Genomic DNA, 23,035 nt, shown 5'->3' with positions numbered 1-23,035 from the left:
AAACAGCCTCGCCGCCTGGGGGCATCAGCATTTCTTACGAAACGCTGATAAGGCAGCCCTAGCCGCACATCCCCTCGAATTTTCAATCACGTATTGGAAGGCGGTATTTCATAGTAATGAGTCAATATAACCTTCCATTCAGGATGACCTAAATCCTGATTGCCTGAAATTGAGTCAATGTAACCTGCTATTCAGTATGACCCAAATCCTGATTACCTGAAATTGAGTCAATGTAACCTGCCATTCAGTATGACCCAAATGCTGATTATTTGAAATTGAGTCAATGTAACCTGCCATTCAGTATGACCTAAATCCAGATTACCTGAAATTGAGTCAATGTAACCTGCCATTCAGGATGACCTAAATGCTGATTATTTGATATTGAGTCAATGTAACCTGCCATTCAGTATGACCCAAATGCTGATTATTTGAAATTGAGTCAATGTAACCTGCCATTCAGTATGACCTAAATCCAGATTACCTGAAATTGAGTCATTATTACCTGCCATTCAGGATGACTCAAATGCTGGTAACCGGAATATGAGTCAATGTAATGCCTTGTTCACTGCGAAAATAAGGCATCCTGGATGAACTGTAATTGTTATGGACTATAGTTAAATGGCAGGTCGAGGAGGCGCTTTGCTAATGCAGTAGGGTCGGGCGTTTGTGCGGTGGAGTAGAGCTCTACTTTGCCGGGGGTGGTGCTATCCGTGAGGAGGTCGGCTTCGCGAAGGCGGCGGCGGGTTTCCCGGGAGGTGCCGTAGGCTCCGTCATGGAAGATCACGTCGTAGCCAAGGGCTTCACTGATTCTGTCGGTCACGAAGGGGAAGTGGGTGCAGCCGAGGACGACGCTGTCTACAATTTGACCTCCGCCTCCGTCTTCTTTTTTACGGAAGGGCTGCAGCAGATCCTTCAGGTAGGCGTCTATCTCAGGTGAGTTTTCTTTGCCTGCTTCCACCAAAGGAACTATTCCCGGAGCTGCAACGGGGTAGATGTCGGCATTTTCGCTGAATCTTCCTATAAGATGGTGGAGTCGCTCTCCATGGATTGTGGAGTTGGTTGCAAGCACCAGAACGTGGGGATAAGCATTAACCGCTTTATCCACTGCGGGTTTAACCGCGGGTTCCATGGCGACGATGATGGCGTCTTTATATTTTTCTCTCAGATATGTTGCAGCGGCTGATGTTGCAGTGTTGCAGGCGATGACTATGGCTTTTGCACCATGATCAAAAAGAAAGCGAATGCTGTCGTCGCACATTTCCCTTATCCGTTCTTCACTTTTATCGCCGTAGGGTGCATTGATGCTGTCCCCGTAAAAAATATAATCTTCATTTGGCATATCGTGCCTAAGGATTCGAAGCACGGAGATGCCACCCACCCCTGAGTCAAAAACTCCGATGGGAGATCGTCTAGAAATCATACTTACTCCATAAATCTATATTTAATATCATCAATTCAGTTGATGAACTCAGATACAAACAGTTATGCCGGCTATCCGCCGAGAATTACCAGCCTTTATCCACCGGGGTCGGTTATCGCCGGCGAGAACTGTCCCCGGTAGATAAGTTTGTATTCAATTCCGGATTCTTAAACCAGGGCACTCCGTTCATTAACAGATGCCCACCGGCTTTCACTTTACAATCAGTATATTAAATGATAGGACTATTTCCCCGCCGCTTCAAGTTGATTTTTCCCTGTCCTCAAAATATACTTAAATGAGTGGGACTGCGGGAGAGTGATCTCTGAGCAGTCCGGTATCGGCTGTTTATAATCATATCATATTTATTTAATTTGGAGGTCTCCTATGACAAGTGAAGACAAAGTCAGTGTAACCGAACTAATAAACAGAGTGAAGCTTGTGAATCTCACTCCCGAGATCAACACAGATAATGTATACATTACCATACCCAATGTTAACCGCCCGGCTTTACAGCTTGCGGGATTCTTTGATCAATTCGATTCAGAGCGCGTTCAGCTTATCGGTAATGTTGAGAATGCTTACCTCATGACTTTCGAGGCACCTCAGAGAAGAGCAAAGTATGACGCCATTACAAAATTCCCGATACCTTGTATCATTTACGCAAGAGATATCGTTCCTGACAGCTGCATGGTAGATGCCTGCCGCACCGCAAGGATACCTCTTTTGCAGTCTTCAAAGCCTACGACTGAGCTTGAAGCCGAGATCATCAGTTTTCTCAAGGTAAAGATGGCTCCGATGATTTCTGTTCACGGAGTTCTGGTTGATGTTTACGGCGAGGGTGTTCTCATCATGGGTGACTCCGGAATCGGTAAATCCGAGGCAGCCCTTGAACTTATCAAGAGAGGACACAGACTTGTATCCGATGACGTTGTTGAGTTAAGAAAAGTAAGCGACGAAACACTGGTAGGATCGGCTCCCGATATCACAAGACATTTCATCGAGCTTCGAGGCATTGGCATCATAGACGTTATGCAAATGTTTGGTGTTCAGTCTGTTATGGATACCCAGAACATCGACATGGTCATAAAGCTTGCAGAGTGGTCAAAGGATAAGGACTACGACAGACTGGGACTTAAAGACAATTACACAGAGTTCCTTGGCAACAAGGTTATATGTTATGATATCCCGGTTCGTCCCGGACGTAATGTTGCCATCATAGTAGAGTGTGCAGCCGTCAACAATCGTGCAAAGAAGATGGGTTACAATGCGGCACAGGTGCTTTACGAGCGTGTAACCGCAAACATGAAAAACAACGAATAATGCAGAAACAAAAACCTATGAGATGTCCACTGAGGACAATTCTATCTACTGGGGACAATTCTGTCCACCGGGGACGGTTCTTGCCGGAGAGAACCGTCCTTGGTGGATAGAGCCGTCCACGGTGGACAACTGACGGATAAAGACTAGATTAAAGGAAAATGTTGAATGAAAGTTTTGAAAAATGAGCCTCTGAAGAAGCACACAAGTTTTCGTGTAGGAGGTCCTGCAAAGGTATATGTTATTCCGGAGGACGATTATGAGCTCCGGAAGCTTATAGAGTTTCTCTATGAGGAAAAGCTTCCTTACAAGATCATCGGTAACGGAACAAATCTTCTGGTAAGCGACGAGGGCGTGGATGCCATTGTCGTGGAGATCGGAAAGACTCTGGAGGGACTGACACTCACTGTTGAGGGTCAGGCTTCGGAAATCTCCTGTGCTGATAAACAGTGCACAGTGACTGCATCTTCCGGAATAAACTCAGGCATCGATGCAACCATCGAAAAATCCGGTAAGAAAACCAAATCCGGAGCCACAGATTCAGACCGAAAAAAATCAGACAAATCCACCGAAGAAAAGGATGCCAATGTTTACCTCCTTAAGGTTATGGCCGGCACTCTCATCGGTAAAGCCGCTCAGTTTGCTGCCGATAACAGTCTCGCCGGAATGGAAGCCCTGAGAGGAATTCCCGGAACTGTTGGCGGCGCGGTCACAATGAACGCCGGTGCCTATGGTACCGAGATGATAGATGTTCTTCACTCTGTAGATGTGATCACAAAGGAAGGAAAGCTCCTCACCCTTACTCCCGGAGAGCTCAAGCTCGGCTACCGTTACAGCATCGTTCCCGAGAAGGAATATGTTGTAGTGTCGGCAACATTTGCACTGAAAAAGGGCGATAAGAAGGAGATTAATGCCCTGATGGCGGACTACCAGCAGAGGCGTAAGGACAAGCAGCCTATAGATAAGGCCTCAGCCGGTTCCACCTTCAAAAGACCTGAAGGACACTTTGCCGGAAAGCTTATCGAAGACTGCGGTTTAAGAGGCTACAAACACGGCGGTGCCATGGTAAGCGAAAAGCATTGCGGATTTGTGATCAATGACGGCACCGCAAGAGCAGCCGACATATACTGGCTCATTGGAGAAATACGTAAGAGAGTACTTTTGGAACAGGGTGTAGAACTCACTCCGGAGGTTAAAATATGGGGAAACTTCTGATAGTTACAGGCATGAGTGGTGCAGGAAAAACCATTGCCCTTAAATCTCTTGAGGACATGGGGTACTACTGCGTTGACAATCTACCCATCCCTCTCGTGGATAAATTTGCCGAGCTGATCACTGACGGTAATGAGCAGATCACCAAAGCTGCTCTCGGCATAGATGTACGTTCCGGAAAGGATCTTCCTTTACTAAAGGAAATCTTTGATGAATGGGACATCAAGGGAAATGTGGATTATGAGGTGGTTTTTCTTGATGCATCGGATGAAACACTTTTAAAGCGTTTTAAAGAAACAAGACGTGCCCACCCTCTCAGTAAGGATGGAAGAGTAGAGACCGGAATCGAGGCTGAACGTCAGGAGATGAACTGGCTGAAGGAAAATGCCGGTTTCATCATTGACACTACCCGTTTACTCACAAAGGAACTGAGAGCACAGCTTGCGAATATATTTGAAAAGAACAGGGCTTATGAGAATCTTCAGGTAACAATATTAAGCTTTGGATTCAAGTACGGTATCCCGGAGGATTCCGACCTGCTTTTTGATGTGAGATTCCTGCCCAATCCCTATTATGTTCAGGAGCTTAAGACTCATACGGGACTTGAGCAGTGCATAAAGGATTTTGTTCAGAAGGACGGTGTGGCAGATGAATTTCTGACGAAGCTGAAGGATATGGTAAGCTTCCTCATTCCTCATTATATAGAAGAAGGAAAAAACCAGCTGGTTATCAGTATCGGCTGCACAGGTGGAAAACACCGTTCAGTTACCATAGCTGAGCTTTTATACCAAAGCCTCAGTAAATCAGCGGATTATGGCATACGTATCGATCATAGGGATATAAACAAATAGACATTAAGACAATTTATATGAATTTTAGGTATGTTTCCTATGTAATATTTTTATGGATATGCCCATAAAGAATTTTGTATCCAATGTCTTTGTCGAGTTTCAACAATACGACTGGTTTTTGATTACCGTTTTTGATACTTTTTTCAAACCCGGGAGATTCAGAATGGAACATTCTAAAAACAAAATATCTTTTTCAAGCCGGGTAAAGGATGAGTTACGGAAAAAAGACTTTACAGCTTATGAAAAAGTAATTAATATTGGTAGCGTCGATTCAAGGGATTTGAAAACCCGTTCTTATATAAGAGAATGTTTTTTAAATTCCGGTTCGGTTACAGATCCAAAAAAAGATTATCATTTGGAGTTTGTCTGTGAAGGTGCAGAAGATGCAGACCGGATTTCAGACGGATTATGTGCATTTCAACTTGAACCAAGGATTATGGAAAGAAACGGTCATCTGGTGGTTTACCTGAAGGATGCCGGACAGATATCTGACGTTCTTAATCTCATGGGGGCTGTTGACGGCCTTATGGAATTTGAAAATGTACGTATACTCAAGGAAGTCAGTGAAAAGGTCAACCGACGCGTTAACTGCGAGACAGCCAATCTGCAGAGAACTGTATCTGCAGGCATCAGACAGGTTGAAGATATCGAACTTATCGAAAGGGAACTGGGACTTAAGAATATAGATCCGGGACTTAGAGAGATAGCTGAAAAGAGGTTGGAAGACCCCAATGCTTCTCTTTCGGAACTGGCAGAAAGACTCAGTGAACCTATTGGAAAGAGCGGAGCCAATCACCGTATGAGAAAGATTGCAAAAATCGCTGACTCCTTACGTGAAAAGACCGCCGAGAGAGTATGAAAAGAAGTTGAGTTTTTTGTTAATTGCAATGCAAGGGGGAATCCCGGTATTCATTGCTCACATTAGCTGATCTTCATGGAGGACAATGATGAAGGACACAAACGTAGTAGTTAATTTACCAAAGAAATCTGATGACCACCCTGTGGCTATGCTTGTACAGATCGCCAGCAGATATGAGTCACGTATATATATGGCTGACGGCCCAAGAAAGGTTAATGCCAAGTCAATTATGGGCATGATGGCACTCGGTGTAAACAATGGCCAGGAGATCGTTATTTCCGCTGAAGGTTCAGATGAGGATGCAGCTGTTGAGGCTATCTCACATTACCTCAAGGGTGAGGCAGTTTAATAAACATAAATAGTGAAACGCTCAAGGGGGCTATCATTTTAGATGATCATCATCTGAAGGATAGCTCCCTTTTAATGTCTCAAGTTATTCAGAACAAATATTCTAAATTTCCACCATGTGTGGTATGATGTATATGTTTTTCAAACGAAGAAAACAGCAATAGGAGATCACAATGGCTTTTACACATTTGCATGTACATACATCCTACAGTCTTTTGGACGGGGCGGGGCGGATTCCGGAGATGATTGCCCGCTGCAAGGAGCTGGGGATGGATTCCATGGCCATCACGGACCATGGCGTAATGTACGGAGTCATCGACTTTTATAAAGAAGCAAAAAATCAGGGCATCAAGCCCATACTTGGCTGTGAGATCTATCTGACTCCAGGTTCAAGATTTGACAGAGAAGTCGGGAAGGGTGACGATAGATATTATCACCTGGTGCTTCTTGCGGAAAATGACCTTGGTTACTCAAATCTCATGAAGATCGTGTCCCGCGGCTTCACAGACGGTTACTACTATAAGCCGAGAGTAGATTTTGAAACCCTTGAGGAATTCCACGAAGGAATCATTGCCCTTTCGGCCTGCCTTGCGGGAGAGGTTTCCAAAAATCTCTCCAGGGATCTTTATGATGAAGCAAAGGCTGCGGCTCTTCATTATGTTGAGATTTTCGGGCGTGACAACTTTTTCCTGGAGCTTCAGGATCACGGCTATCCCGAGCAAAAAAAGGTTAATGCAGGCATCCTCCGTCTCCATGAAGAAACCGGGATACCTCTGGTTGCAACCAATGATATACATTATACCTATAAGTCCGACGCTGAAGCTCACGATATCCTTCTGTGCCTCCAGACCGGCAAGAAAGTGTCCGATGAGGACAGAATGAGATACCCCGGCGGGCAGTTCTATATAAAGTCAGAAGAAGAGATGCAGGCACTTTTTCCTTATGCAAAGGAGGCCCTTGAGAACACCCATAAAATTGCCGAGAGGTGTAATGTTGAGATCGAGTTCGGACATTATCACCTGCCTAAATATGAAGTTCCTGAGGGCTATACCGCCGAAAGCTATCTTACAGAGCTTTGTGAACAGGGCATGAAGGAGCGCTACGGGGAGGAAGCTTCCAAATATGAGGACAGACTCAGATACGAGCTTGACACCATAAGCTCCATGGGCTTTGTTGACTACTTCCTTATCGTCTGGGATTACATCCATTATGCCAAAACCCACGACATTTCCGTAGGTCCCGGAAGAGGTTCGGCTGCCGGCTCCATCGTTGCCTACGCCATAGGCATTACCGACATCGACCCCATGAGATACAATCTCATATTTGAGCGTTTCCTTAATCCGGAACGTGTAACCATGCCCGATGTTGACGTGGACTTCGAGTACGAAAGAAGACAGGATGTCATAGATTATGTAACAGAGAAATATGGCAAGGACAGCGTTTCCCAGATCGTAACCTTCGGTACCCTTGCGGCCAGAGGCGTTATCCGCGACGTGGGACGTGTTCTTGATGTGCCTTACGCAAAGTGCGACCTTATCGCGAAGCTGGTACCTAACGAGCTTAACATTACCCTGGACAAGGCTCTGGAAATGAACCCGGAGCTGAAGACAATGTATGAGTCTGATGAAGAGACCCATCGTATCATTTCCATGAGTAAACGTCTGGAGGGACTCCCCAGGCACAGCTCCATGCATGCGGCGGGAGTGGTTATCTCCGGGCAGCCGGTTGTGAATTACGTTCCTCTGTCAAGAGGCTCCGACGGCTCCATCACCACACAGTTCACCATGACCACCATTGAAGAACTGGGACTTCTGAAGATGGATTTCCTGGGGCTCAGAACCCTTACGGTTATAAAGGATGCGGTCCGCTATGTTAATGAATCCTACGGGGTAAATCTCGATATAGATAAGATCGACTACACCGATCCCAAGGTATATAAAATGATCTCCCAGGGCAAATGCGAGGGCGTGTTCCAGCTGGAATCCACGGGCATGAAGAACTTCATGAAGGAGCTGAAGCCTAAGAACATCGAGGACATCATAGCCGGTGTGGCTCTCTACAGACCGGGCCCCATGGATTTCATTCCAAAGTACATCAAAGGAAAAACTGACCCCGACCATATAAGCTACGACTGCCCGGAAGTTAAGCCCATACTTGAAAACACCTATGGCTGCATCGTTTACCAGGAGCAGGTAATGCAGATCGTCCGGGATCTGGCCGGCTACTCTATGGGAAGATCCGACCTGGTTCGCCGTGCCATGAGTAAAAAGAAGACTTCCGTCATGGAAAAGGAGCGGAAGAACTTTGTATACGGAAATAAAGAGGAAAACATACCCGGCTGCATAGCAAACGGCATCAGTGAAGATATAGCAAACCGAATCTATGATGAGATGATCGACTTCGCGAAGTATGCCTTCAACAAGTCTCATGCAGCCTGCTACGCGGTTGTGGCTTACCAAACAGCCTTCCTCCGCTGCTATTATCCGGCTGAGTTTTATGCGGCTCTCATGACCTCATTTATGGACAATATGTCAAAAACCGCAGAGTACATAGATGTTGTTAAGTCCTTCGGAATCAGGATACTTCCCCCGGATGTAAACTATGCGGAGGTTGGCTTCTCAGTTAAGGACGGCGCCATAAGATACGGCCTCAGTGCCGTAAAGGGTGTGGGACGTTCCGCCGCCATGCAGATCATTACCGAGAGAAATCAGCATGGTCCATTTAAGGATTTTGAAGATTTCGTCACCAGAGCCTCGGCCAAAGGCATTAACAAAAGAGCCATCGAGTATTTTATACAGGCCGGCGGAACCGATGAATTCCCCGGAAACAGAAGACAGAAGATGATCGTGCTTCCCATGATCCTTGAAAACAAAGCCAAGGAAAAGAACAGCTCCATGGCCGGGCAGATGACTCTGGCAGATCTTCTGGGAGAGGACAGCAAGGATGCGGAGGAGTTCAGGATCACCATGCCGAAGCTTCCCGAATTTGATCTGTCAGAGATACTCCAGTTCGAGAAGGAGGCCCTGGGATTTTATCTCAGCGGACACCCACTGGATGAATTCAGAGAGGTTATGAGTGCCAATATCACTGCCACCAGTCTGTCATTTAACCGTGAGGCACAAACCGACCGGGAGCCTCTCAGGGACAAGCAGCAGGTCACTGTAGGAGGCATCATCACTGATATAAAAAATAAAATAACCAGCAAACAACAGCAAATGGCATTTATAGAAATCGAAGATATGGTCGGTACTATAGATGTAGTGGTATTTCCCAATACTTATCAGAAAAAGCGTGAGCTGATAAAGCCGGACAATAAGGTCTTCATATATGGTTCAGTAGATATTTCAGATGACGCCAATGCAAAGCTTATCGCCAACAACATTTACACCTTTGATGAGGCACCGAAGGAGCTGTGGCTTCAGTTTGATGATAAAGACAGTTACCTGAATCTGGCTGCCAAAGTAGACCGGATTCTGGCTGAACATAAGGGTCTTGACCAGGTTTCGGTATATCTGAAAAAAGAAAAGGCCGTAAAGAAACTGAACCGGGATCAGGCTGTCAATGTGAATAATGCACTATTAACAACACTCAGCAGCCTACTTAGTGAAAAAAATGTCAAAGTTACATATAAAGTATTGAAAAAAATACAAAATTAAACTAATATATAGTCTCAGTTTAGAGTATTTAATTTAAATAAATAGTTGTTTGGATACGTTCTGTTTTAAGTCTGTAACAGATTTCAGGCTGATCCAGATGAATCTTGTCAAATACAGAGGAACTACTATGGCTGCTAAAGCTGTGAAAACAATTGGAGTTTTGACATCAGGAGGCGATGCACCGGGCATGAATGCCTGTGTAAGATCCGTTGTAAGAACCGCTATTCATGAAGGTCTCAAGGTAAAGGGAATTATGAGAGGTTATGCGGGACTTCTTCAGGAAGAAATCGTGGATATGGATACCACATCCGTTTCCGATACCATCAGCCGTGGCGGAACTATTCTTTATACAGCAAGATGCCAGGAGTTCACAACACCTGAAGGTCAGCAGCGTGGTGCAGAGGTCTGCAGAAAACACGGAATCGACGGAATCGTAGTAATCGGTGGAGACGGATCATTCAGAGGTGCCGGAAAGCTTTCAGCTCTCGGCATTAACACCATAGGCTGTCCCGGAACCATCGACCTTGATATCGCTTGTACAGATTATACCATCGGTTTTGATACAGCCATCAATACAGCAATGGAAGCTATCGATAAACTCAGAGATACTTCCACCTCCCATGAGCGTTGTTCAATCATCGAGGTTATGGGCAGAAGAGCCGGATATATCGCTATGTGGTGCGGTGTAGCAAACGGTGCGGAGGAGATCCTTATTCCGGAGCGTTACGATGGAGATGAGCAGGCGATCATCAATCGTATCATCGAGGCTCGTAAGAGAGGCAAGAAGCACTACATCATCATCAATGCCGAGGGTATCGGACACAGTACATCCATGGCTAAGCGTATCGAGGCTGCTACAGGAATCGAGACAAGAGCAACCATCCTCGGACATATCCAGCGTGGCGGTTCACCGACCTGTAAGGATCGTTACTATGCATCCATGATGGGCGCAAGAGCAGCAGAGCTCCTTCGCGACGGTAAGTCAAACAGAGTCGTTGCTTATAAGCACGGCGAGTTCGTGGATTTCGATATCCAGGAAGCACTCCTGATGAAGAAGGACATCCCTGAGGATCAGTACAGGATTGCAAGTCTTCTCGTAAGATAATATAATGTGAAAGATGTGGTTTCTTAAAAGAAGCCGCATCTTTTTTACTCTAAATTATTTTGGAAGGACTAACTATGGCAGATTTTAATAATAAAGAAAACCTCGAGGGCAGCAACATCGTCCTTTGTGCGGCTAATGCCTATAATCAGAAGTTCTTTTTGAATCCGGATTACAACAATCTTCCTGAGGATGTAAAGAAGGAGCTTAAGATAATCTCAGTAGGTTATACAGAGGAGATAGGCGGCATCTTCCTGATGGAGTTCAACAGGGATGACAAGCTGGTTCTTAAATCCATGCATGAAGACGGTGACAGCCTTTTTGATGAAGATAACTCGAGAAAGAAGATAGACGAGCTTGCCGAAAAATATGAGCCCCTGTTTTCAAAACTGGAAGCTTACTACACAGCCCTTCAGACACTTCGTGGAAATGCCAAAAGAGGCGGAGAAGAGGTTGAGATCACCGATGAGGACCTTAAGGGAGAGTCAGGTTTAAACAATCCCGAAGGTATCGCAGAGGTAAGACAGGCCACTGCCGAAGAGATGCAGAGCTTCTACGGCGATGATACCGATATGGATCAGACTGTAGTTACCGAGGAAGAGCAGGGAACCATCAAAAAGACCGGCTCCTGGGATATGCCGGTACACCCCGACGACCCCGACGCCGAGCAGAACGCATATCATACGTTATTTGGTGATTAATCCACAATCGGAGATTGTGGATGCCGCCCAGCCGGCGAGGCTGGTTTCTGCGTAAGCAGAAATCAAACGAAAATGCCCGGCGCTTTAGCGCCATCCAAATGGCATTTTCTCCTTGTAACTGTAAATTGATAGAAAGACTACTAATGCATATAGGAAATATAGAATTAAAAAACAACGTCTACATGGCGCCCATGGCCGGCGTTACAGACCTACCCTTCAGAACCCTTTGCCATGAAATGGGAGCCGGTCTTACCGTAACAGAGATGGTAAGCGCCAAGGCCATATTATATAAGAACAAAAACACCGAGGAGCTCATGACCCGGGGCGGAGACGGTAGTCCCGTTGCGGTACAGCTTTTCGGCTCAGACCCGGAGATAATGTCTGATATTGCCCATCAGATAGAAGACCGGTTCGAAATCATTGACGTGAACATGGGCTGCCCGGTTGGCAAGATCGTCAGCAACCACGAAGGCAGCGATCTCATGAACCACCCGGATCTGGCTTATGAAATATTAAGTCAGATGGTAAAGAAATGTCACACCCCCATAACCGTCAAATTTAGAAAAGGTTTTGCAAAAGAAGATGATACGGCAGTGGAATTTGCAAAAATGGCAGAAAGTGCAGGTGTTTCAGCTGTCACGGTACATGGAAGGACCAGATCCCAGATGTACGCTGGAAAAGCTGACTGGGACGTTATAAGACGTGTCAAAGAGGCCGTAAAGATACCTGTATTCGGAAACGGGGACTTATTCGAGCCTGAGGACGCGAAAAGGATGATTGAAGAAACCGGCTGCGACGGAGTAGCTCTGGCAAGAGGCGCACAGGGTAACCCATGGCTCATAAAAAGGACTGTGCATTACCTTGAGACCGGTGAACTGCTGCCGAAACCAACCATATCAGAGATCATCGAAATGATCCACCGGCACACTGAACTTATGAAGGAAATCAAGGGCGAGTACACCACCATCAGGGAGATGCGTAAGCATATCTCATGGTATACGGAAGGGCAGCCTAAATCATCAAAACTGAGAGCAGAAATCAACACAGCCGGCAGTATCGAAAAACTCTTTGAGATTGTTGACAAACTAGCCATTAATGTATAAAATCACCATTTGTAAAAGAAGCATTCAAATTTGACATATGTACAAATTTTTATGATAACAGTTTGCCGGGTCTTTCCGACAGCAATATATGTGAAAGGAGCTATGTAAAACATGGCAGAAGAGCAGGTAGTTAAAAAGAATTTACTCACACGTGCAGGTCTCAACAAGTATGAGGCTGAGCTTCATGATCTCAAGGTTAACCGCAGACAGGAAATCGCTGCCAAGATCAAGGAAGCAAGAGAGCAGGGTGATCTTTCAGAGAATGCCGAGTATGATGCAGCTAAGGATGAGCAGCGTGATATCGAGGCAAGAATCAGTGAGCTTGAGGCTCTTCTTAAAAATGTCGAGGTAGTTGACGATTCCGTTGAAGGCGAGATCAATGTAGGCTGCCGCGTAGTACTCCTGGATGAAGAGTTTGATGAAGAGGTAACATATTTCATCGTAGGTTCATCAGAGGCCAACAGCCTTGAAGGAAAGATTTCAAATGAGTCTCCTGTAGGACATGCACTCCTTCATCACGTAGCAGGTGACGAGGTTGAGGTTGAGACAGCAGCAGGCATTCTTAAGTTTAAGGTACTTGAGGTTGCCCGTCACGAAGCAGAATAAGAAATCTACTTAAAGTCTTTTTATTCCTTCTGTCAGACAGAGGAATCGGAAGTTTAATATCACAGACGGCAGGGTGAAGATGACCCGGCCGTCTTCATTAGCATAATAGATCAAAGTTCAAGGAGAAAAGAATGGCAGAGAATCAGCAGAACAATCAGCAGAATCAGCCGGTTGAAGATACCAATCACATCGTACAGGCACGTCTTGACAAGCTTGCGGAGCTTCAGTCAGCAGGACAGGATCCTTTTCAGATAACCAAGTTCGATCAGACACATCATTCAAAGGAGATCAAAGAAAATTTTGAGGCACTCGAGAACCAGCATGTAGCTATCGCAGGTCGTATCATGCTGAAGCGTGTTATGGGTAAGGCATCCTTCGTACACCTCCAGGACAAGCAGGGCCGAATTCAGTCATATGTATCACGTGACGGTATCGGCGAAGAGGAGTACAAGGCATTCAAGAAGCTTGATATCGGCGACATCATCGGTATCGAGGGCTATGTATTCAAGACAAAGACAGGTGAGACCTCAGTTCATGCCGAGAAGCTTACACTTCTTTCAAAGTCACTTTATCCGCTTCCTGAGAAGTTCCATGGAATCCAGGACACAGATACCAGATACAGACAGAGATACGTTGACCTCGTTATGAACGAGGAGTCAAAGAGAGTATTCATCAAGCGTTCCCAGATCATCAGTGAGATCCGTAACTTCCTGGCAGGACGTGATTTCATGGAAGTTGAGACTCCTATGCTTGTTTCCAATGCCGGCGGTGCAGCTGCACGTCCATTCGAGACACATTACAATGCTCTGGATGAAGATGTTAAGCTCCGTATATCTCTTGAGCTTTACCTTAAGAGACTTATCATCGGTGGTCTGGAGAGAGTATTCGAGATCGGCCGTGTATTCCGTAACGAGGGTGTAGATACCCGTCACAACCCTGAGTTCACTCTTATGGAGCTTTACCAGGCATATACAGACTATGAAGGCATGATGGAGCTTACAGAGTCAATGTTCCGTTACCTTGCAGAGAAGGTTTGCGGTTCAACAACCATCACATATCAGGGAACTGAGATTGACCTTGGAAAGCCATTCCGTCGTCTCACCATGACAGAGGCTATCAAGGAAGAGAGTGGTATCGATTTCGATACAGTAAAGACACTTGAAGAGGCTCGTGAACTTGCCAAGAAGAACCACATCGAGTTTGAGGATCACCACAAGATCGGTGACATTGAGAACCTCTTCTTCGAGACCTTCTGCGAGGAGAAGATGATCCAGCCTACATTCATCATGGATCACCCGGTTGAGATCTCACCTCTTACAAAGAAGAAGCCATCAGACCCATCAAAGGTTGAGCGTTTCGAGCTTTATATCTACGGACGTGAGATGTGTAATGCTTACTCCGAGCTCAACGATCCTATCGATCAGAGAGAACGTTTCAAGGCTCAGGATGCACTTGCAGAAGCCGGCGATGAGGAAGCAAACCACACAGATGAGGACTTCCTTCACGCTATGGAGATCGGTATGCCGCCTACCGGTGGTATCGGCTATGGAATCGACAGACTCGTAATGCTGTTGACAGATAGTGCGGCGATTAGAGATGTGTTGTTGTTCCCGACGTTAAAATCCGTCCCTAACGCCCAGAACTGACTCAACCCAACCCTCCCCATGACCGCCCTGAATGATTACGCGTTTGAAAAGTGCAGACCGCTAAACCCTAGTATTTATGCGGTTCTAAGCCATGGTGAAGACGTTCTTTCTTCGTTTTGAAAAGTGCAGACCGCTAAACCCTAGTATTTATGCGGTTCTAAGCCATGGTGAAGACGTTTTGACAACAAATTGACAACAAATCTTCCATTTATCACGAAGAATCACAAAGAATTATAAGTTGTTGAAGAAAATTTCAGATTAAACAATCAGGACCCGAAGGGACCACTTTTTTGAAATATATTTCAGGAGAGTGGTCTTTTTTGCATTAACAAGACATCTGTACAACAAATAATTATTTTTGGAGGAATGAACATGGAAGAAGCATGGTGCACACCTGCCAGGATTTTTCTGATCAAAGATTCAGAAGCCGAATTAAAAAGCTCAACCCTGACATCATTTATGTCAATGACCGCATCAGGTGCCACCTTAGCCTTTTTAGGAACTTCTGTCTGTAAAACATTTGGAAGTTCATAAAAAGAAACACCATCAACCGGAGCAGTACAATCAGTTGAATTATCCGTTTGGATTATTTCGTATGCCTGCTTGCGAAACTTCCTGAGCCAGTAGTAATAGGCTTTCTCCTTTATTCCATTCTCTCTCAGCCATTGCTTTGTAGAAACACCTTCCGGTTTTGCTTGGCACTGTGCGATGATCTCACCCCAATGCTTGCTTCTTACTTCATGTGTGATTAGATCCATTAGAGTCCTCCCTAAAAACTTGAATTAACTAGTAGTTTTTTCAAGTCTCTCAGAAAAACTAATGAGAGTCTAGGCGCACGGTTTGACGTTTACCACGATCGGATCAAGGATCAGAGAATGCAGAAAGGCACTGGGGCTTTCCCAAGAGGCTCTGGCAGAGCTTCTTTATGTGAAGAAGAACACCATCTGCAGATATGAAAAGGATGAACATGATATTCCTTCCAGTGGCATTGTAGCTTTAGCAAAGGCGCTACATACGACTCCGAATTATCTTCTGATGGGAGAGAGCGAGGAGGATCCATGGGCGGAGGATGTAATGCAGATACTCTCTGAGATCTAGGATCCGGCCATGAGGAAACTGGCGATCAACCAGCTAAAATGTATTGCGTGTATTTCATAGTATTGACTACGGATTCAAACGTTTAACGTGTGCGAAATTGGCAAAACGCAAAAAACGCACACGTTAAAGAATTAAAACGGCTCAAAACGGCAAAAATATATATTGACAGCCGCTTAAAGATCTATTAATAAACACTTTGGGAATACAAGGGGTCAATACAACTGCTTCGGCGTGGTCAAAGCGGGATGACGATAAAGAAGGGGCGCAAATCGATCTTCTGATATCAAGAAAAGACAACGTCATCAATATGTGCGAGATTAAGTTTTATGGAGGGGAGTTTACTGTTAATAAAGAATACTACCAAAAACTGTTGCGTCGGCAGGAACTGTTGATAGAAGCTGTTAGTCATAAGGTGTCGATACGCAGCACTCTTATTACGACATATGGGTTGGAACACAATGAGTATAGCGGAGTATTTACTAACGTTATCTTGTTAGACGATTTGTTTGAGTAAATACAATGATATGATTTTAAGAGGATCTCATGGCGAGGTCCTTTTTTTATGTTCTAGTTCCCTGACAAGGAACCAAAGTTCCCGGATGGGGCGTTGTTTATCCTGATTAAGTCCGATAGAATTAGTCTTGTCAAAAGGAAAGACAAAGCAAACCGGTTCGCTTCTGTCTCATCAAATCAAAGGAGGATGCGATGAAAGACGAAGCAAATATAGTTGAGCAGTACGCAGACTCAGATGTCGGGAAACGGATAGATATCCGGATCAGATACTATCCCAATTTCATCCGCCTGGTGGAAGGGTTTGAGCAGAGCCTCAGCTTCATTATCAAACAGGAAAAAGAAATGAAAAGAAGATCAGCCATTGGAGAACTGGGCGTGCGGGTACAGAATTCCCACATCAGCGATCCGACGGCCAGAGAAGCCATCGACAACATCATGATCATGGAGGCTATCAAGAAGGGTGACCTGGACAGCGTGATCTCGGAACTCGATGAGGATGTAAGGATCCTGCATGAGATGGAGATCCGGACCATCCGGGATATGAAAGAGGACTTCAGGGTTTTGAATAATACCTTCTATTACTTAAACCCGGTAGACTCGGACATGCTCAGGAAGTATCTCGAAGGCGGAAGCCACACCGAGCAGATGGCTTACGATCTGAACATGAAACCGGATGCCCTGAGGGTCAGGATCCATCACATCAAGAAAACAGTGATCGAACAGACAAGCAACATATTGATCAGAAAGTATCGGGTTGAAGGAGGAATCGCATAATGTCATATAAGAAATTTAAGAGAAATGTAGCCCCTGAGTATTTGAGATTGAAGGATGCCATGGTGATGTTTTCCATGGGAGCGGACAAGATCGAAGCACTGACCAAGGAGTGCGGTGCGTATTTCAAAGTGGATCGGGTTGTACTCATCCATACAGACACAATGCGTGAGTATATCGAAACGTTTAGGGAGGTTTAATGTACAGCATTGCGAGCATTAACCTACGTAAATAAAGGATTTTTGAGAATTCATCAACCACGAGTTTAATGACAGGGCTGAACTTTGCTATTAGAATATAAGTAGTACTAGAGAAAACATAAATAGATGGAGAGATGATATGCCTAATAATAGTCTCAGGAGAATACTGGAAATGATAGGTTCACATACGTTTTGCGAAATGATCGGATGCGAAGAATATACAGTGAGTTGTAAGTGGCCGGATAGAGCTTCAGGTATGGATATGGAGGCTACGAAGAAAAACATCTGTGAAATGATAAAGACCAAGGGTCTAAAAGACAGGGCTATTGCGGAGAAGATGGGTGTTACGCCTCAGGCTGTGAATAAATGGAGACATAAGGGAACATTTCTTGTTATCGATAATCTTTATATTATAAGTGGCATGTTGGGAGTAAGCATTGATGAGCTTATTATTCCCAAGACATGGAAGGAACAGACTTTTTTGATAGAAACAAGGTGTTGATTCGTGAGTAGAGTTTTAGTAATTCCAGATGTGCATTTAAAGCCCTGGATTTTTGATACTCTGACGAGGAAATTCGAAGAGGCAAAGTAGGGACTGATACGATGATATATTTTACTGCAGATATGCATTTTGGACATAGGGCAATAATAACAATGCAGAACAGACCATTTGAATCTGTTGAGGAAATGGATAAAGTTCTTTTGCAGAATTATAATGCTGTTGTCCAAAAAGATGACACTGTATATATCCTTGGAGATATCTGTCATCATATGAAAATCAAAGACGCTGATAATTTGATAAAGAAGCTGAATGGAAAGAAATATCTTATTCGAGGTAACCATGATAAGAATTATGATCCGCGGCTTTTTGCAGATATTCAGGATTTTATGAAAATCTCTGTAGATGGGAAAGCTTTTTCTTTAATGCATTATCCGATGTTATCTTGGCCTAAAAAGGGTAGCGGAGGTTACCATCTCCATGGACATATCCATGCACGTATGGAGTACAACGAGACTAATAGGTCTGATGGACAGAGAAGATATGATGTTGGTGTAGATGCCAATAACTTTTTCCCGGTATCAGCTAAGCAGATTGTGAGTTTTTTTGAAGAACATAGTACTGACGAATTTTCTATATCTAGGAACACGTTAAATGTGATGGATGCTGCAATTTCTAATCTAAATGAAGGCAAAGTTTCAGAACGGATAGAAATTTGATGTTTCGTGATTTTGTAAAACAAGCTTTACATTTCATATTACAGGTGCTGATTTAGGTTCATATATCTTACACTTGTTTACAGAAAACTTGTACCAACGGTACACGGGGCATGGAAGTTCGGTTTCACATGCCCCTTTTTATATGAATGGAGAACGAGATGGGTAAGACAAATAAAAAGACCGGATATTCCTGCATTGAAGAGAAATTTGGTAAAAAGGAGAGCCTTAAAGAGAAGATAAAGAGGTCGCTTCGCAATGTCAAATATGTTTATCAAAGGGCAAAGTATGGCTACTGTGATAGTGATGTATGGTCAATTGATTACTGGTTTCTTAGAGTTATGCCGGGAATGCTCCAGCAACTCAAGGACACCACTGATAGCTACCCAGATTTTCCAGAAATGACTTCCCATGCTGTTTATAGGACAGGGAGACCTAAGGATGTGGAAGATGAAGGCATGGCAAAATGGCAGGATGTTTTGCAGGAGATGATATTTCTTTTACGTGAAGCAAACGAAGAGACCTGCACGAGAGAAAACAGATATGAGCATGAATATGATGAAGCCACTCAACGGTTTGAAGAAAAGTATGGCAGCTTAGGTGAAAAACTAAAGACCAAAGAGGATATGGAAAGAGAGAAGACGGAAGGGCTTCATAAAATGTTTATGCCTGGAGATGTACCTGAGTTTAAAGATATTTCAGATAGATACTATGAAGAATATGCCGCTATCAATGAATACAGAAATCAGTGCAAGGACAAAGCACTTGAGCTGTTTGGAAAATGGTTTTGGCATCTATGGGATTAGGGTTTCAACCACGCGTTGAATGAAAAAGGCAAGGGACAAGGATAGAATAGGATTAGGCAAAAATTTTGGAGAAGGAAAATGAATTCAAAGATATTCAGTCATGCTGGATTAACAGAGAAATTCGTCCTTCATTCATGTGGATACCATATGAATGAAATAGAGGATATATTGGCCAAAGTAAATCGCATGGGTAAGCAGGAATTATGGAGAGACCGTTCTCCAATATGGGCTAGACCACAGCATGATTTCTATCGAATGTTTAGGGATGATTTTTTTATCAAGTGGTGGGGCATACTCCTGTAGAAGAGCCACTTGATGCATGTGGGGTGTTGACGTTAGATCTATTTTCTACATACTCTGATGGAAGTCCCTATGGAAATCAAAAACTATATATTTTGGATACAGAGACAAAGAAACATGAGGAAGCAATTCTTCTCTAATTATTGAGCTGAATATACAAATCTATAAGCGGAACTTTAGTGTAGTCGGCATACGTCGGCACGAATGACGAGTCGTCATTCGGAAAAAGAGATTAGTACCATTTTAATTGCAGCTGCTCCACTGTAGCAGGAGGCACGTTTCACGTGCTTAACTACAGCTCCGCAGCAGCGATATTCTTAATGTTTTGTTCCGCTAAATCATAAAAAGGAGGATACCTTGATTTCAAAAGATATGGTGATCGAACTAACGAGTATCGTGTCTTTTACATAAACCATGAGATTGCTAGTATATCAAGAAATTCAGGTCAGATGGCTCATGCTCCAGAGCCACCCAAAGAACTACTCGGAAAATATAAGAATTTAAATAGTCCATACTATACGGTGGATTATGCAGAGCTTGAAAATGGTTCTTGGCAGATTGTGGAAGCTGGTGATGGAGAGGTATCAGGGCTTTCTGATAACCAGGATTACGAAGCCTATTTCAGAGCTTTATATCAGTGCTTTAAGGAGTAATGACATGGCTTATATAAATCTAGGCGGAAAGATTTGTGGAGAGATTCCTGACGAAATGGCAAGAAGTATTATTGCGGAAATACGAGCGTCTGAAAAACCTGATTATGAAAAGATGAGGCGAGTGTCTGATGAGTTGAAGGTTAGAATTTTAGAGCAGGAAGCTTCTAGAAAGCAGGATAATAATGAAACAAAAGGAAATTGAGAAACAAAGGCTAATCGGAAAACAATTAATGCTTGTAGATTTAATTCATGAAGAAAATGACTCAAATACTAGGTTTTCCTTTGTTTCAAAGGATGATCTGAGCAAATGGTCAAGAATTGAAAAAGAAGAAATCATTAAGCTTGTAAACACATGCGCTTATATGGACGATTTTACGATGCAGTGCAATGCGGCCAATGACCTTGCTTATCATAAGGATGGCTCAGTGGGAAGCAATGCTTACTTATTTTACTTAAGCACTTATAGGCGGTTTTGGTATTTTGCATTGATGCTTATTGATAAAGACTCTATTGATGGATATAGTCACAAAAATGCTCAGAAAAACTATGAAGAATACATGAAGAAACATCAAGAATACCCAGTAGATGAGGGGATGGCTAATGCTGAATTCTTTAAAAATGTCTTAGAGCATTATGTAAGATGGTTTGTAGATTGCTTTAATAATGCACTAGAAGATGGATATGATTGGGATGTTGTAACCAGAATGGCAAGAATTGATTTATCTCAAGAAAGATTTAAGGTATTAGAGCAGATATAGAAGAAAATGACAGAAGGATCATGGATAAGAGAATAGCAGTTGCGTCTATTTTGCTTGCAGGAGTACTGCTTATTGGTTGCGGCAATGAGGAGAACACCTATAGCGAAGGCTTGCAAGAGGGTTTTAAGACTGGATATTCAGAGGCACTTTTTCAATATGATAAGATTGCTGCCGATTCCGGTAAGATATTTGTATACGTCGATAAATATGGATATTTAATGGGGTATCATGATGGCTTGGCTGGAAATGACCATATTTCGGAGGATGAATATGAGACGAAGTATGGATATGAGTCTTTGGAGCTGATTTTTTATACTACAAATATAATGACAACTAATCTTACCGGTGTTATCATTCGATATATAAGAGAGATAAGCGGAGCAGATAGACGCTCCCGGAAAGGAAAAGAAAGAGACATGACAACAATGAATCGCAATTATTGCCTCTATAGCGAAAGTTATGAATCATCACTCCAGAGCAAATCAGAGTGGATGTTTAATTTTATGCGCTCATTTAAGGATAGGCAAATGCGAGAAAATGTTGTTTGGGCAGGATTGTGAGAGACAGGATCCAAGCTTATAGATAAACATGTTTAGCAGCTGCTTACCTCTTAGATGAGGTAGGCAGCTTTTCTTTTGTCTAAAAATATGCAGAGCTGGCTCAATTGGTACAGCATCGGTCTTGAAAACCGACATTCTTCACGGATATCTGGGTTCGAATCCCAGGCTCTGCGCTAAAGATTCGTGGTGTAATTGGCAGCACAGCAGTCTCCAAAACTGTTAGTCCGGGTTCAAGTCCTGGCGGGTCTGTTTTGCACGAGTGGCGAAGTTGGTAGACGCACCTGACTTAGGATCAGACGCGGTAACGCATGTGGGTTCGAATCCCACCTCGTGTACTTGGCCAGAGGCCAGAAAGGAGTCGGAAATGACACAGAATATTCCAGCGATCGATATGGTCGCTACGGGACAGAGAATTACAGATTTAAGAGTGGCAGCCGGTATGTCTGTGAGGGATTTACAGGATGTGTTCGGTTTTGCTACTCCACAGGCGATTTACAAGTGGCAGCACGGAACTGCCATGCCAACACTGGACAATTTAGTCGTATTAGCAGCTGTTTTAGGTGTTGCTATGGATGACATTATCGTAGTCGAAGGGGAATGGCTTTATTCAATAAGCGCATGAACTGAATATAGATTGCAGGCGTTAAAGTGCCTGCGTATGGTCCCATAGTCTAATGGTTTAGGACGCTGGCCTTTCACGTCAGAGATACCGGGTTCAAGTCCCGCAGGAGCTATTATGGGTGGGTATGCCTAGAAGCGAGGGCAAGAGTCTGTAAAACTCCCACATTAGAAACACCGCAGGTGCAATTCCTGCTCCACCCACTTATGTTTGCGTGACCGAGATGGCTTATGGTATCGCTCTGCTAAAGCGAAGCACGGCTAAACTGTGCCGAAGGTTCGAATCCTTCCGCAAACGCTCCGGGTAGGTATGCCTAGTGGCGAAGACAGGGGTCTGTAAAACCCTGACAAGGAAACACCGTGAGTTCGAGTCTCACCCTGCCCACTTAAGTGTCATCTGATGACACTATACAAATAGGTCCGACAGGGCGATAATACTAACAGAACAAAGATATGGAGCTGCGGGGAGCAGCAGAAAGTTAAGAGGATTTATTGTAAATGTACTACGTAACTATCAACAAGCAATTTAATAACAAACAGTTTATGCAGTTCTGCAAAAATCAGAAGTGCTTTGTTAGTTATGCAAATTGCAAGTTGGTGGAAAGTGGTCCTGGATATGCCAAATGATGGATGATCCGGAGCATTAAGAATAAATGAGGTCATTGAGATCTGTAGCCACTTAGCTTGCAAGAGTTAAGTGGTTTTTTAATGCGAAAAAGGAG

The 23,035-nt window shown here is 44.0% G+C and carries 24 protein-coding genes, 7 tRNA genes and 1 pseudogene; 30 read left to right on the top strand and 2 right to left on the bottom strand.

Translation table 11 applies throughout. From position 1 onward, the window contains the following. Positions 1 to 601 precede the first annotated feature (601 nt). Complete coding sequence (gene murI / locus T357_RS0114160) at positions 602 to 1,420, bottom strand: glutamate racemase (RefSeq protein ID WP_031553962.1); 819 nt, start codon at positions 1,418 to 1,420, stop codon at positions 602 to 604. Between the two features lie 384 nt (positions 1,421 to 1,804). On the opposite strand from murI, the gene hprK reads away from it, so the two are divergent. The 11 genes from hprK (at position 1,805) to lysS (ending at position 14,821) form a co-directional block, all read left to right on the top strand. Then, a complete protein-coding gene (gene hprK / locus T357_RS0114155) occupies positions 1,805 to 2,740 on the top strand; it encodes an HPr(Ser) kinase/phosphatase (RefSeq protein WP_031553959.1) in 936 nt (311 codons plus the stop codon). A 165-nt stretch (positions 2,741 to 2,905) separates the two neighbouring features. Then, complete coding sequence (murB, locus tag T357_RS0114150) at positions 2,906 to 3,952, top strand: UDP-N-acetylmuramate dehydrogenase (RefSeq protein ID WP_031553957.1); 1,047 nt, start codon at positions 2,906 to 2,908, stop codon at positions 3,950 to 3,952. Beyond that, positions 3,937 to 4,800 (top strand): RNase adapter RapZ, encoded by an 864-nt coding sequence (rapZ, locus tag T357_RS0114145; protein WP_031553954.1) that lies wholly within the window; start codon positions 3,937 to 3,939, stop codon positions 4,798 to 4,800. The genes murB and rapZ overlap by 16 nt, the downstream gene beginning before the upstream one ends. Positions 4,801 to 4,963: 163 nt before the next feature. Further along, a complete protein-coding gene (gene whiA / locus T357_RS0114140) occupies positions 4,964 to 5,659 on the top strand; it encodes a DNA-binding protein WhiA (protein WP_031553951.1) in 696 nt (231 codons plus the stop codon). Between the two features lie 88 nt (positions 5,660 to 5,747). After that, a complete protein-coding gene (locus tag T357_RS0114135; RefSeq protein ID WP_031553948.1) occupies positions 5,748 to 6,008 on the top strand; it encodes an HPr family phosphocarrier protein in 261 nt (86 codons plus the stop codon). Positions 6,009 to 6,180: 172 nt separating this feature from the next. Beyond that, complete coding sequence (locus T357_RS0114130) at positions 6,181 to 9,663, top strand: DNA polymerase III subunit alpha (protein ID WP_031553945.1); 3,483 nt, start codon at positions 6,181 to 6,183, stop codon at positions 9,661 to 9,663. A gap of 127 nt (positions 9,664 to 9,790) precedes the next feature. Continuing rightward, the gene (gene pfkA / locus T357_RS0114125) at positions 9,791 to 10,768 is read left to right on the top strand and encodes a 6-phosphofructokinase (protein WP_031553942.1); all 978 of its coding nucleotides are present in this window, start codon (positions 9,791 to 9,793) and stop codon (positions 10,766 to 10,768) included. Between the two features lie 74 nt (positions 10,769 to 10,842). Further along, complete coding sequence (locus tag T357_RS21265) at positions 10,843 to 11,466, top strand: DUF6145 family protein (RefSeq protein ID WP_155991462.1); 624 nt, start codon at positions 10,843 to 10,845, stop codon at positions 11,464 to 11,466. A 143-nt stretch (positions 11,467 to 11,609) separates the two neighbouring features. Next, positions 11,610 to 12,569 (top strand): tRNA dihydrouridine synthase DusB, encoded by a 960-nt coding sequence (gene dusB / locus T357_RS0114115; protein WP_031553936.1) that lies wholly within the window; start codon positions 11,610 to 11,612, stop codon positions 12,567 to 12,569. A 111-nt stretch (positions 12,570 to 12,680) separates the two neighbouring features. Further along, positions 12,681 to 13,175 carry a transcription elongation factor GreA gene (gene greA / locus T357_RS0114110; protein ID WP_031553935.1) on the top strand — a complete coding sequence of 165 codons (495 nt, stop codon included), beginning with the start codon at positions 12,681 to 12,683 and terminating at the stop codon, positions 13,173 to 13,175. Positions 13,176 to 13,306: 131 nt separating this feature from the next. Then, on the top strand, positions 13,307 to 14,821 hold the full coding sequence (lysS, locus tag T357_RS0114105; protein WP_031553932.1) for a lysine--tRNA ligase: 1,515 nt from the start codon (positions 13,307 to 13,309) through the stop codon (positions 14,819 to 14,821). 302 nt (positions 14,822 to 15,123) lie between these two features. Here lysS and tnpA read toward each other — a convergent pair whose 3' ends face one another. Beyond that, positions 15,124 to 15,579 carry an IS66 family insertion sequence element accessory protein TnpA gene (tnpA, locus tag T357_RS0114100; protein WP_049962449.1) on the bottom strand — a complete coding sequence of 152 codons (456 nt, stop codon included), beginning with the start codon at positions 15,577 to 15,579 and terminating at the stop codon, positions 15,124 to 15,126. 82 nt (positions 15,580 to 15,661) lie between these two features. Here tnpA and T357_RS19410 point away from each other — a divergent pair, with 82 nt between their 5' ends. The 19 genes and pseudogenes from T357_RS19410 to T357_RS0114010 all read left to right on the top strand — a co-directional run bounded on the left by T357_RS19410 (position 15,662) and on the right by T357_RS0114010 (position 22,698). Next, complete coding sequence (locus T357_RS19410; RefSeq protein WP_044917037.1) at positions 15,662 to 15,919, top strand: helix-turn-helix domain-containing protein; 258 nt, start codon at positions 15,662 to 15,664, stop codon at positions 15,917 to 15,919. 705 nt (positions 15,920 to 16,624) lie between these two features. Beyond that, entirely contained in the window at positions 16,625 to 17,206 is a 582-nt protein-coding gene (locus tag T357_RS0114085) for a hypothetical protein (protein ID WP_031553921.1), read from the top strand. After that, positions 17,206 to 17,403, top strand: a complete 198-nt coding sequence (locus tag T357_RS0114080) for a DUF6462 family protein (protein WP_031553918.1) — start codon at positions 17,206 to 17,208, stop codon at positions 17,401 to 17,403. Before T357_RS0114085 ends, T357_RS0114080 begins: the two co-directional genes overlap by 1 nt. Positions 17,404 to 17,542: 139 nt before the next feature. Further along, on the top strand, positions 17,543 to 17,905 hold the full coding sequence (locus T357_RS0114075; RefSeq protein WP_155991459.1) for a helix-turn-helix domain-containing protein: 363 nt from the start codon (positions 17,543 to 17,545) through the stop codon (positions 17,903 to 17,905). 101 nt (positions 17,906 to 18,006) lie between these two features. Further along, positions 18,007 to 18,621 carry a metallophosphoesterase gene (locus T357_RS0114070; RefSeq protein ID WP_081828184.1) on the top strand — a complete coding sequence of 205 codons (615 nt, stop codon included), beginning with the start codon at positions 18,007 to 18,009 and terminating at the stop codon, positions 18,619 to 18,621. A 158-nt stretch (positions 18,622 to 18,779) separates the two neighbouring features. Beyond that, positions 18,780 to 19,424 carry a hypothetical protein gene (locus T357_RS0114065; protein WP_031553910.1) on the top strand — a complete coding sequence of 215 codons (645 nt, stop codon included), beginning with the start codon at positions 18,780 to 18,782 and terminating at the stop codon, positions 19,422 to 19,424. A 78-nt stretch (positions 19,425 to 19,502) separates the two neighbouring features. Then, on the top strand, positions 19,503 to 19,727 hold the full coding sequence (locus tag T357_RS0114060; protein WP_031553907.1) for a hypothetical protein: 225 nt from the start codon (positions 19,503 to 19,505) through the stop codon (positions 19,725 to 19,727). Positions 19,728 to 20,119: 392 nt separating this feature from the next. Next, positions 20,120 to 20,377: pseudogene (locus T357_RS19405) on the top strand (ATP-grasp domain-containing protein); the annotation flags it as partial. 4 nt (positions 20,378 to 20,381) lie between these two features. After that, positions 20,382 to 20,579: a hypothetical protein gene (locus T357_RS0114050; RefSeq protein WP_031553902.1), complete on the top strand. Its 198-nt coding sequence runs from the start codon at positions 20,382 to 20,384 to the stop codon at positions 20,577 to 20,579. Next, positions 20,560 to 21,135 (top strand): hypothetical protein, encoded by a 576-nt coding sequence (locus T357_RS0114045; protein ID WP_031553893.1) that lies wholly within the window; start codon positions 20,560 to 20,562, stop codon positions 21,133 to 21,135. The genes T357_RS0114050 and T357_RS0114045 overlap by 20 nt, the downstream gene beginning before the upstream one ends. A gap of 20 nt (positions 21,136 to 21,155) precedes the next feature. Continuing rightward, on the top strand, positions 21,156 to 21,695 hold the full coding sequence (locus T357_RS21260; protein WP_155991456.1) for a hypothetical protein: 540 nt from the start codon (positions 21,156 to 21,158) through the stop codon (positions 21,693 to 21,695). An 89-nt stretch (positions 21,696 to 21,784) separates the two neighbouring features. Further along, positions 21,785 to 21,868 (top strand) — tRNA-Ser (locus T357_RS0114035). A 4-nt stretch (positions 21,869 to 21,872) separates the two neighbouring features. Further along, positions 21,873 to 21,944: transfer RNA gene (locus tag T357_RS0114030), tRNA-Trp, on the top strand. 4 nt (positions 21,945 to 21,948) lie between these two features. Beyond that, positions 21,949 to 22,030 (top strand) — tRNA-Leu (locus tag T357_RS0114025). A 29-nt stretch (positions 22,031 to 22,059) separates the two neighbouring features. After that, entirely contained in the window at positions 22,060 to 22,317 is a 258-nt protein-coding gene (locus T357_RS0114020) for a helix-turn-helix domain-containing protein (RefSeq protein WP_044917036.1), read from the top strand. Positions 22,318 to 22,363: 46 nt separating this feature from the next. Then, positions 22,364 to 22,426 (top strand) — tRNA-Glu (locus tag T357_RS21255). Between the two features lie 7 nt (positions 22,427 to 22,433). After that, a tRNA-Tyr gene (locus tag T357_RS21250) sits at positions 22,434 to 22,517 on the top strand. Positions 22,518 to 22,522: 5 nt separating this feature from the next. Beyond that, positions 22,523 to 22,611 (top strand) — tRNA-Ser (locus tag T357_RS0114015). Between the two features lie 4 nt (positions 22,612 to 22,615). Continuing rightward, positions 22,616 to 22,698: transfer RNA gene (locus tag T357_RS0114010), tRNA-Tyr, on the top strand. The last annotated feature ends 337 nt before the right edge of the window (positions 22,699 to 23,035 follow it).

The organism is Oribacterium sp. FC2011, from assembly GCF_000701645.1.
Lineage (GTDB): Bacteria > Bacillota > Clostridia > Lachnospirales > Lachnospiraceae > Oribacterium.
The sequence above is the reverse complement of the archived record's forward strand: the minus strand, read 5'-3'. Positions and strand labels throughout refer to the sequence as shown.

Excerpts from the sequence above, each read along its gene's own strand:
- T357_RS0114070 (WP_081828184.1), top strand. The coding sequence starts at position 18,007 with ATGATATATTTTACTGCAGATATGCATTTTGGACATAGGGCAATAATA.
- pfkA (WP_031553942.1), top strand. The coding sequence starts at position 9,791 with ATGGCTGCTAAAGCTGTGAAAACAATTGGAGTTTTGACATCAGGAGGC.
- T357_RS0114045 (WP_031553893.1), top strand. The coding sequence starts at position 20,560 with ATGAAACAAAAGGAAATTGAGAAACAAAGGCTAATCGGAAAACAATTA.
- T357_RS21260 (WP_155991456.1), top strand. The coding sequence starts at position 21,156 with ATGGATAAGAGAATAGCAGTTGCGTCTATTTTGCTTGCAGGAGTACTG.
- murI (WP_031553962.1), bottom strand. The coding sequence starts at position 1,420 with ATGATTTCTAGACGATCTCCCATCGGAGTTTTTGACTCAGGGGTGGGT.
- T357_RS0114085 (WP_031553921.1), top strand. The coding sequence starts at position 16,625 with ATGAAAGACGAAGCAAATATAGTTGAGCAGTACGCAGACTCAGATGTC.
- T357_RS0114050 (WP_031553902.1), top strand. The coding sequence starts at position 20,382 with ATGGCTTATATAAATCTAGGCGGAAAGATTTGTGGAGAGATTCCTGAC.
- T357_RS0114075 (WP_155991459.1), top strand. The coding sequence starts at position 17,543 with ATGCCTAATAATAGTCTCAGGAGAATACTGGAAATGATAGGTTCACAT.
- T357_RS0114020 (WP_044917036.1), top strand. The coding sequence starts at position 22,060 with ATGACACAGAATATTCCAGCGATCGATATGGTCGCTACGGGACAGAGA.
- tnpA (WP_049962449.1), bottom strand. The coding sequence starts at position 15,579 with ATGGATCTAATCACACATGAAGTAAGAAGCAAGCATTGGGGTGAGATC.
- hprK (WP_031553959.1), top strand. The coding sequence starts at position 1,805 with ATGACAAGTGAAGACAAAGTCAGTGTAACCGAACTAATAAACAGAGTG.
- dusB (WP_031553936.1), top strand. The coding sequence starts at position 11,610 with ATGCATATAGGAAATATAGAATTAAAAAACAACGTCTACATGGCGCCC.
- whiA (WP_031553951.1), top strand. The coding sequence starts at position 4,964 with ATGGAACATTCTAAAAACAAAATATCTTTTTCAAGCCGGGTAAAGGAT.
- T357_RS0114080 (WP_031553918.1), top strand. The coding sequence starts at position 17,206 with ATGTCATATAAGAAATTTAAGAGAAATGTAGCCCCTGAGTATTTGAGA.
- T357_RS0114135 (WP_031553948.1), top strand. The coding sequence starts at position 5,748 with ATGAAGGACACAAACGTAGTAGTTAATTTACCAAAGAAATCTGATGAC.
- greA (WP_031553935.1), top strand. The coding sequence starts at position 12,681 with ATGGCAGAAGAGCAGGTAGTTAAAAAGAATTTACTCACACGTGCAGGT.
- rapZ (WP_031553954.1), top strand. The coding sequence starts at position 3,937 with ATGGGGAAACTTCTGATAGTTACAGGCATGAGTGGTGCAGGAAAAACC.
- murB (WP_031553957.1), top strand. The coding sequence starts at position 2,906 with ATGAAAGTTTTGAAAAATGAGCCTCTGAAGAAGCACACAAGTTTTCGT.
- lysS (WP_031553932.1), top strand. The coding sequence starts at position 13,307 with ATGGCAGAGAATCAGCAGAACAATCAGCAGAATCAGCCGGTTGAAGAT.
- T357_RS21265 (WP_155991462.1), top strand. The coding sequence starts at position 10,843 with ATGGCAGATTTTAATAATAAAGAAAACCTCGAGGGCAGCAACATCGTC.
- T357_RS0114060 (WP_031553907.1), top strand. The coding sequence starts at position 19,503 with ATGAATTCAAAGATATTCAGTCATGCTGGATTAACAGAGAAATTCGTC.
- T357_RS0114130 (WP_031553945.1), top strand. The coding sequence starts at position 6,181 with ATGGCTTTTACACATTTGCATGTACATACATCCTACAGTCTTTTGGAC.
- T357_RS0114065 (WP_031553910.1), top strand. The coding sequence starts at position 18,780 with ATGGGTAAGACAAATAAAAAGACCGGATATTCCTGCATTGAAGAGAAA.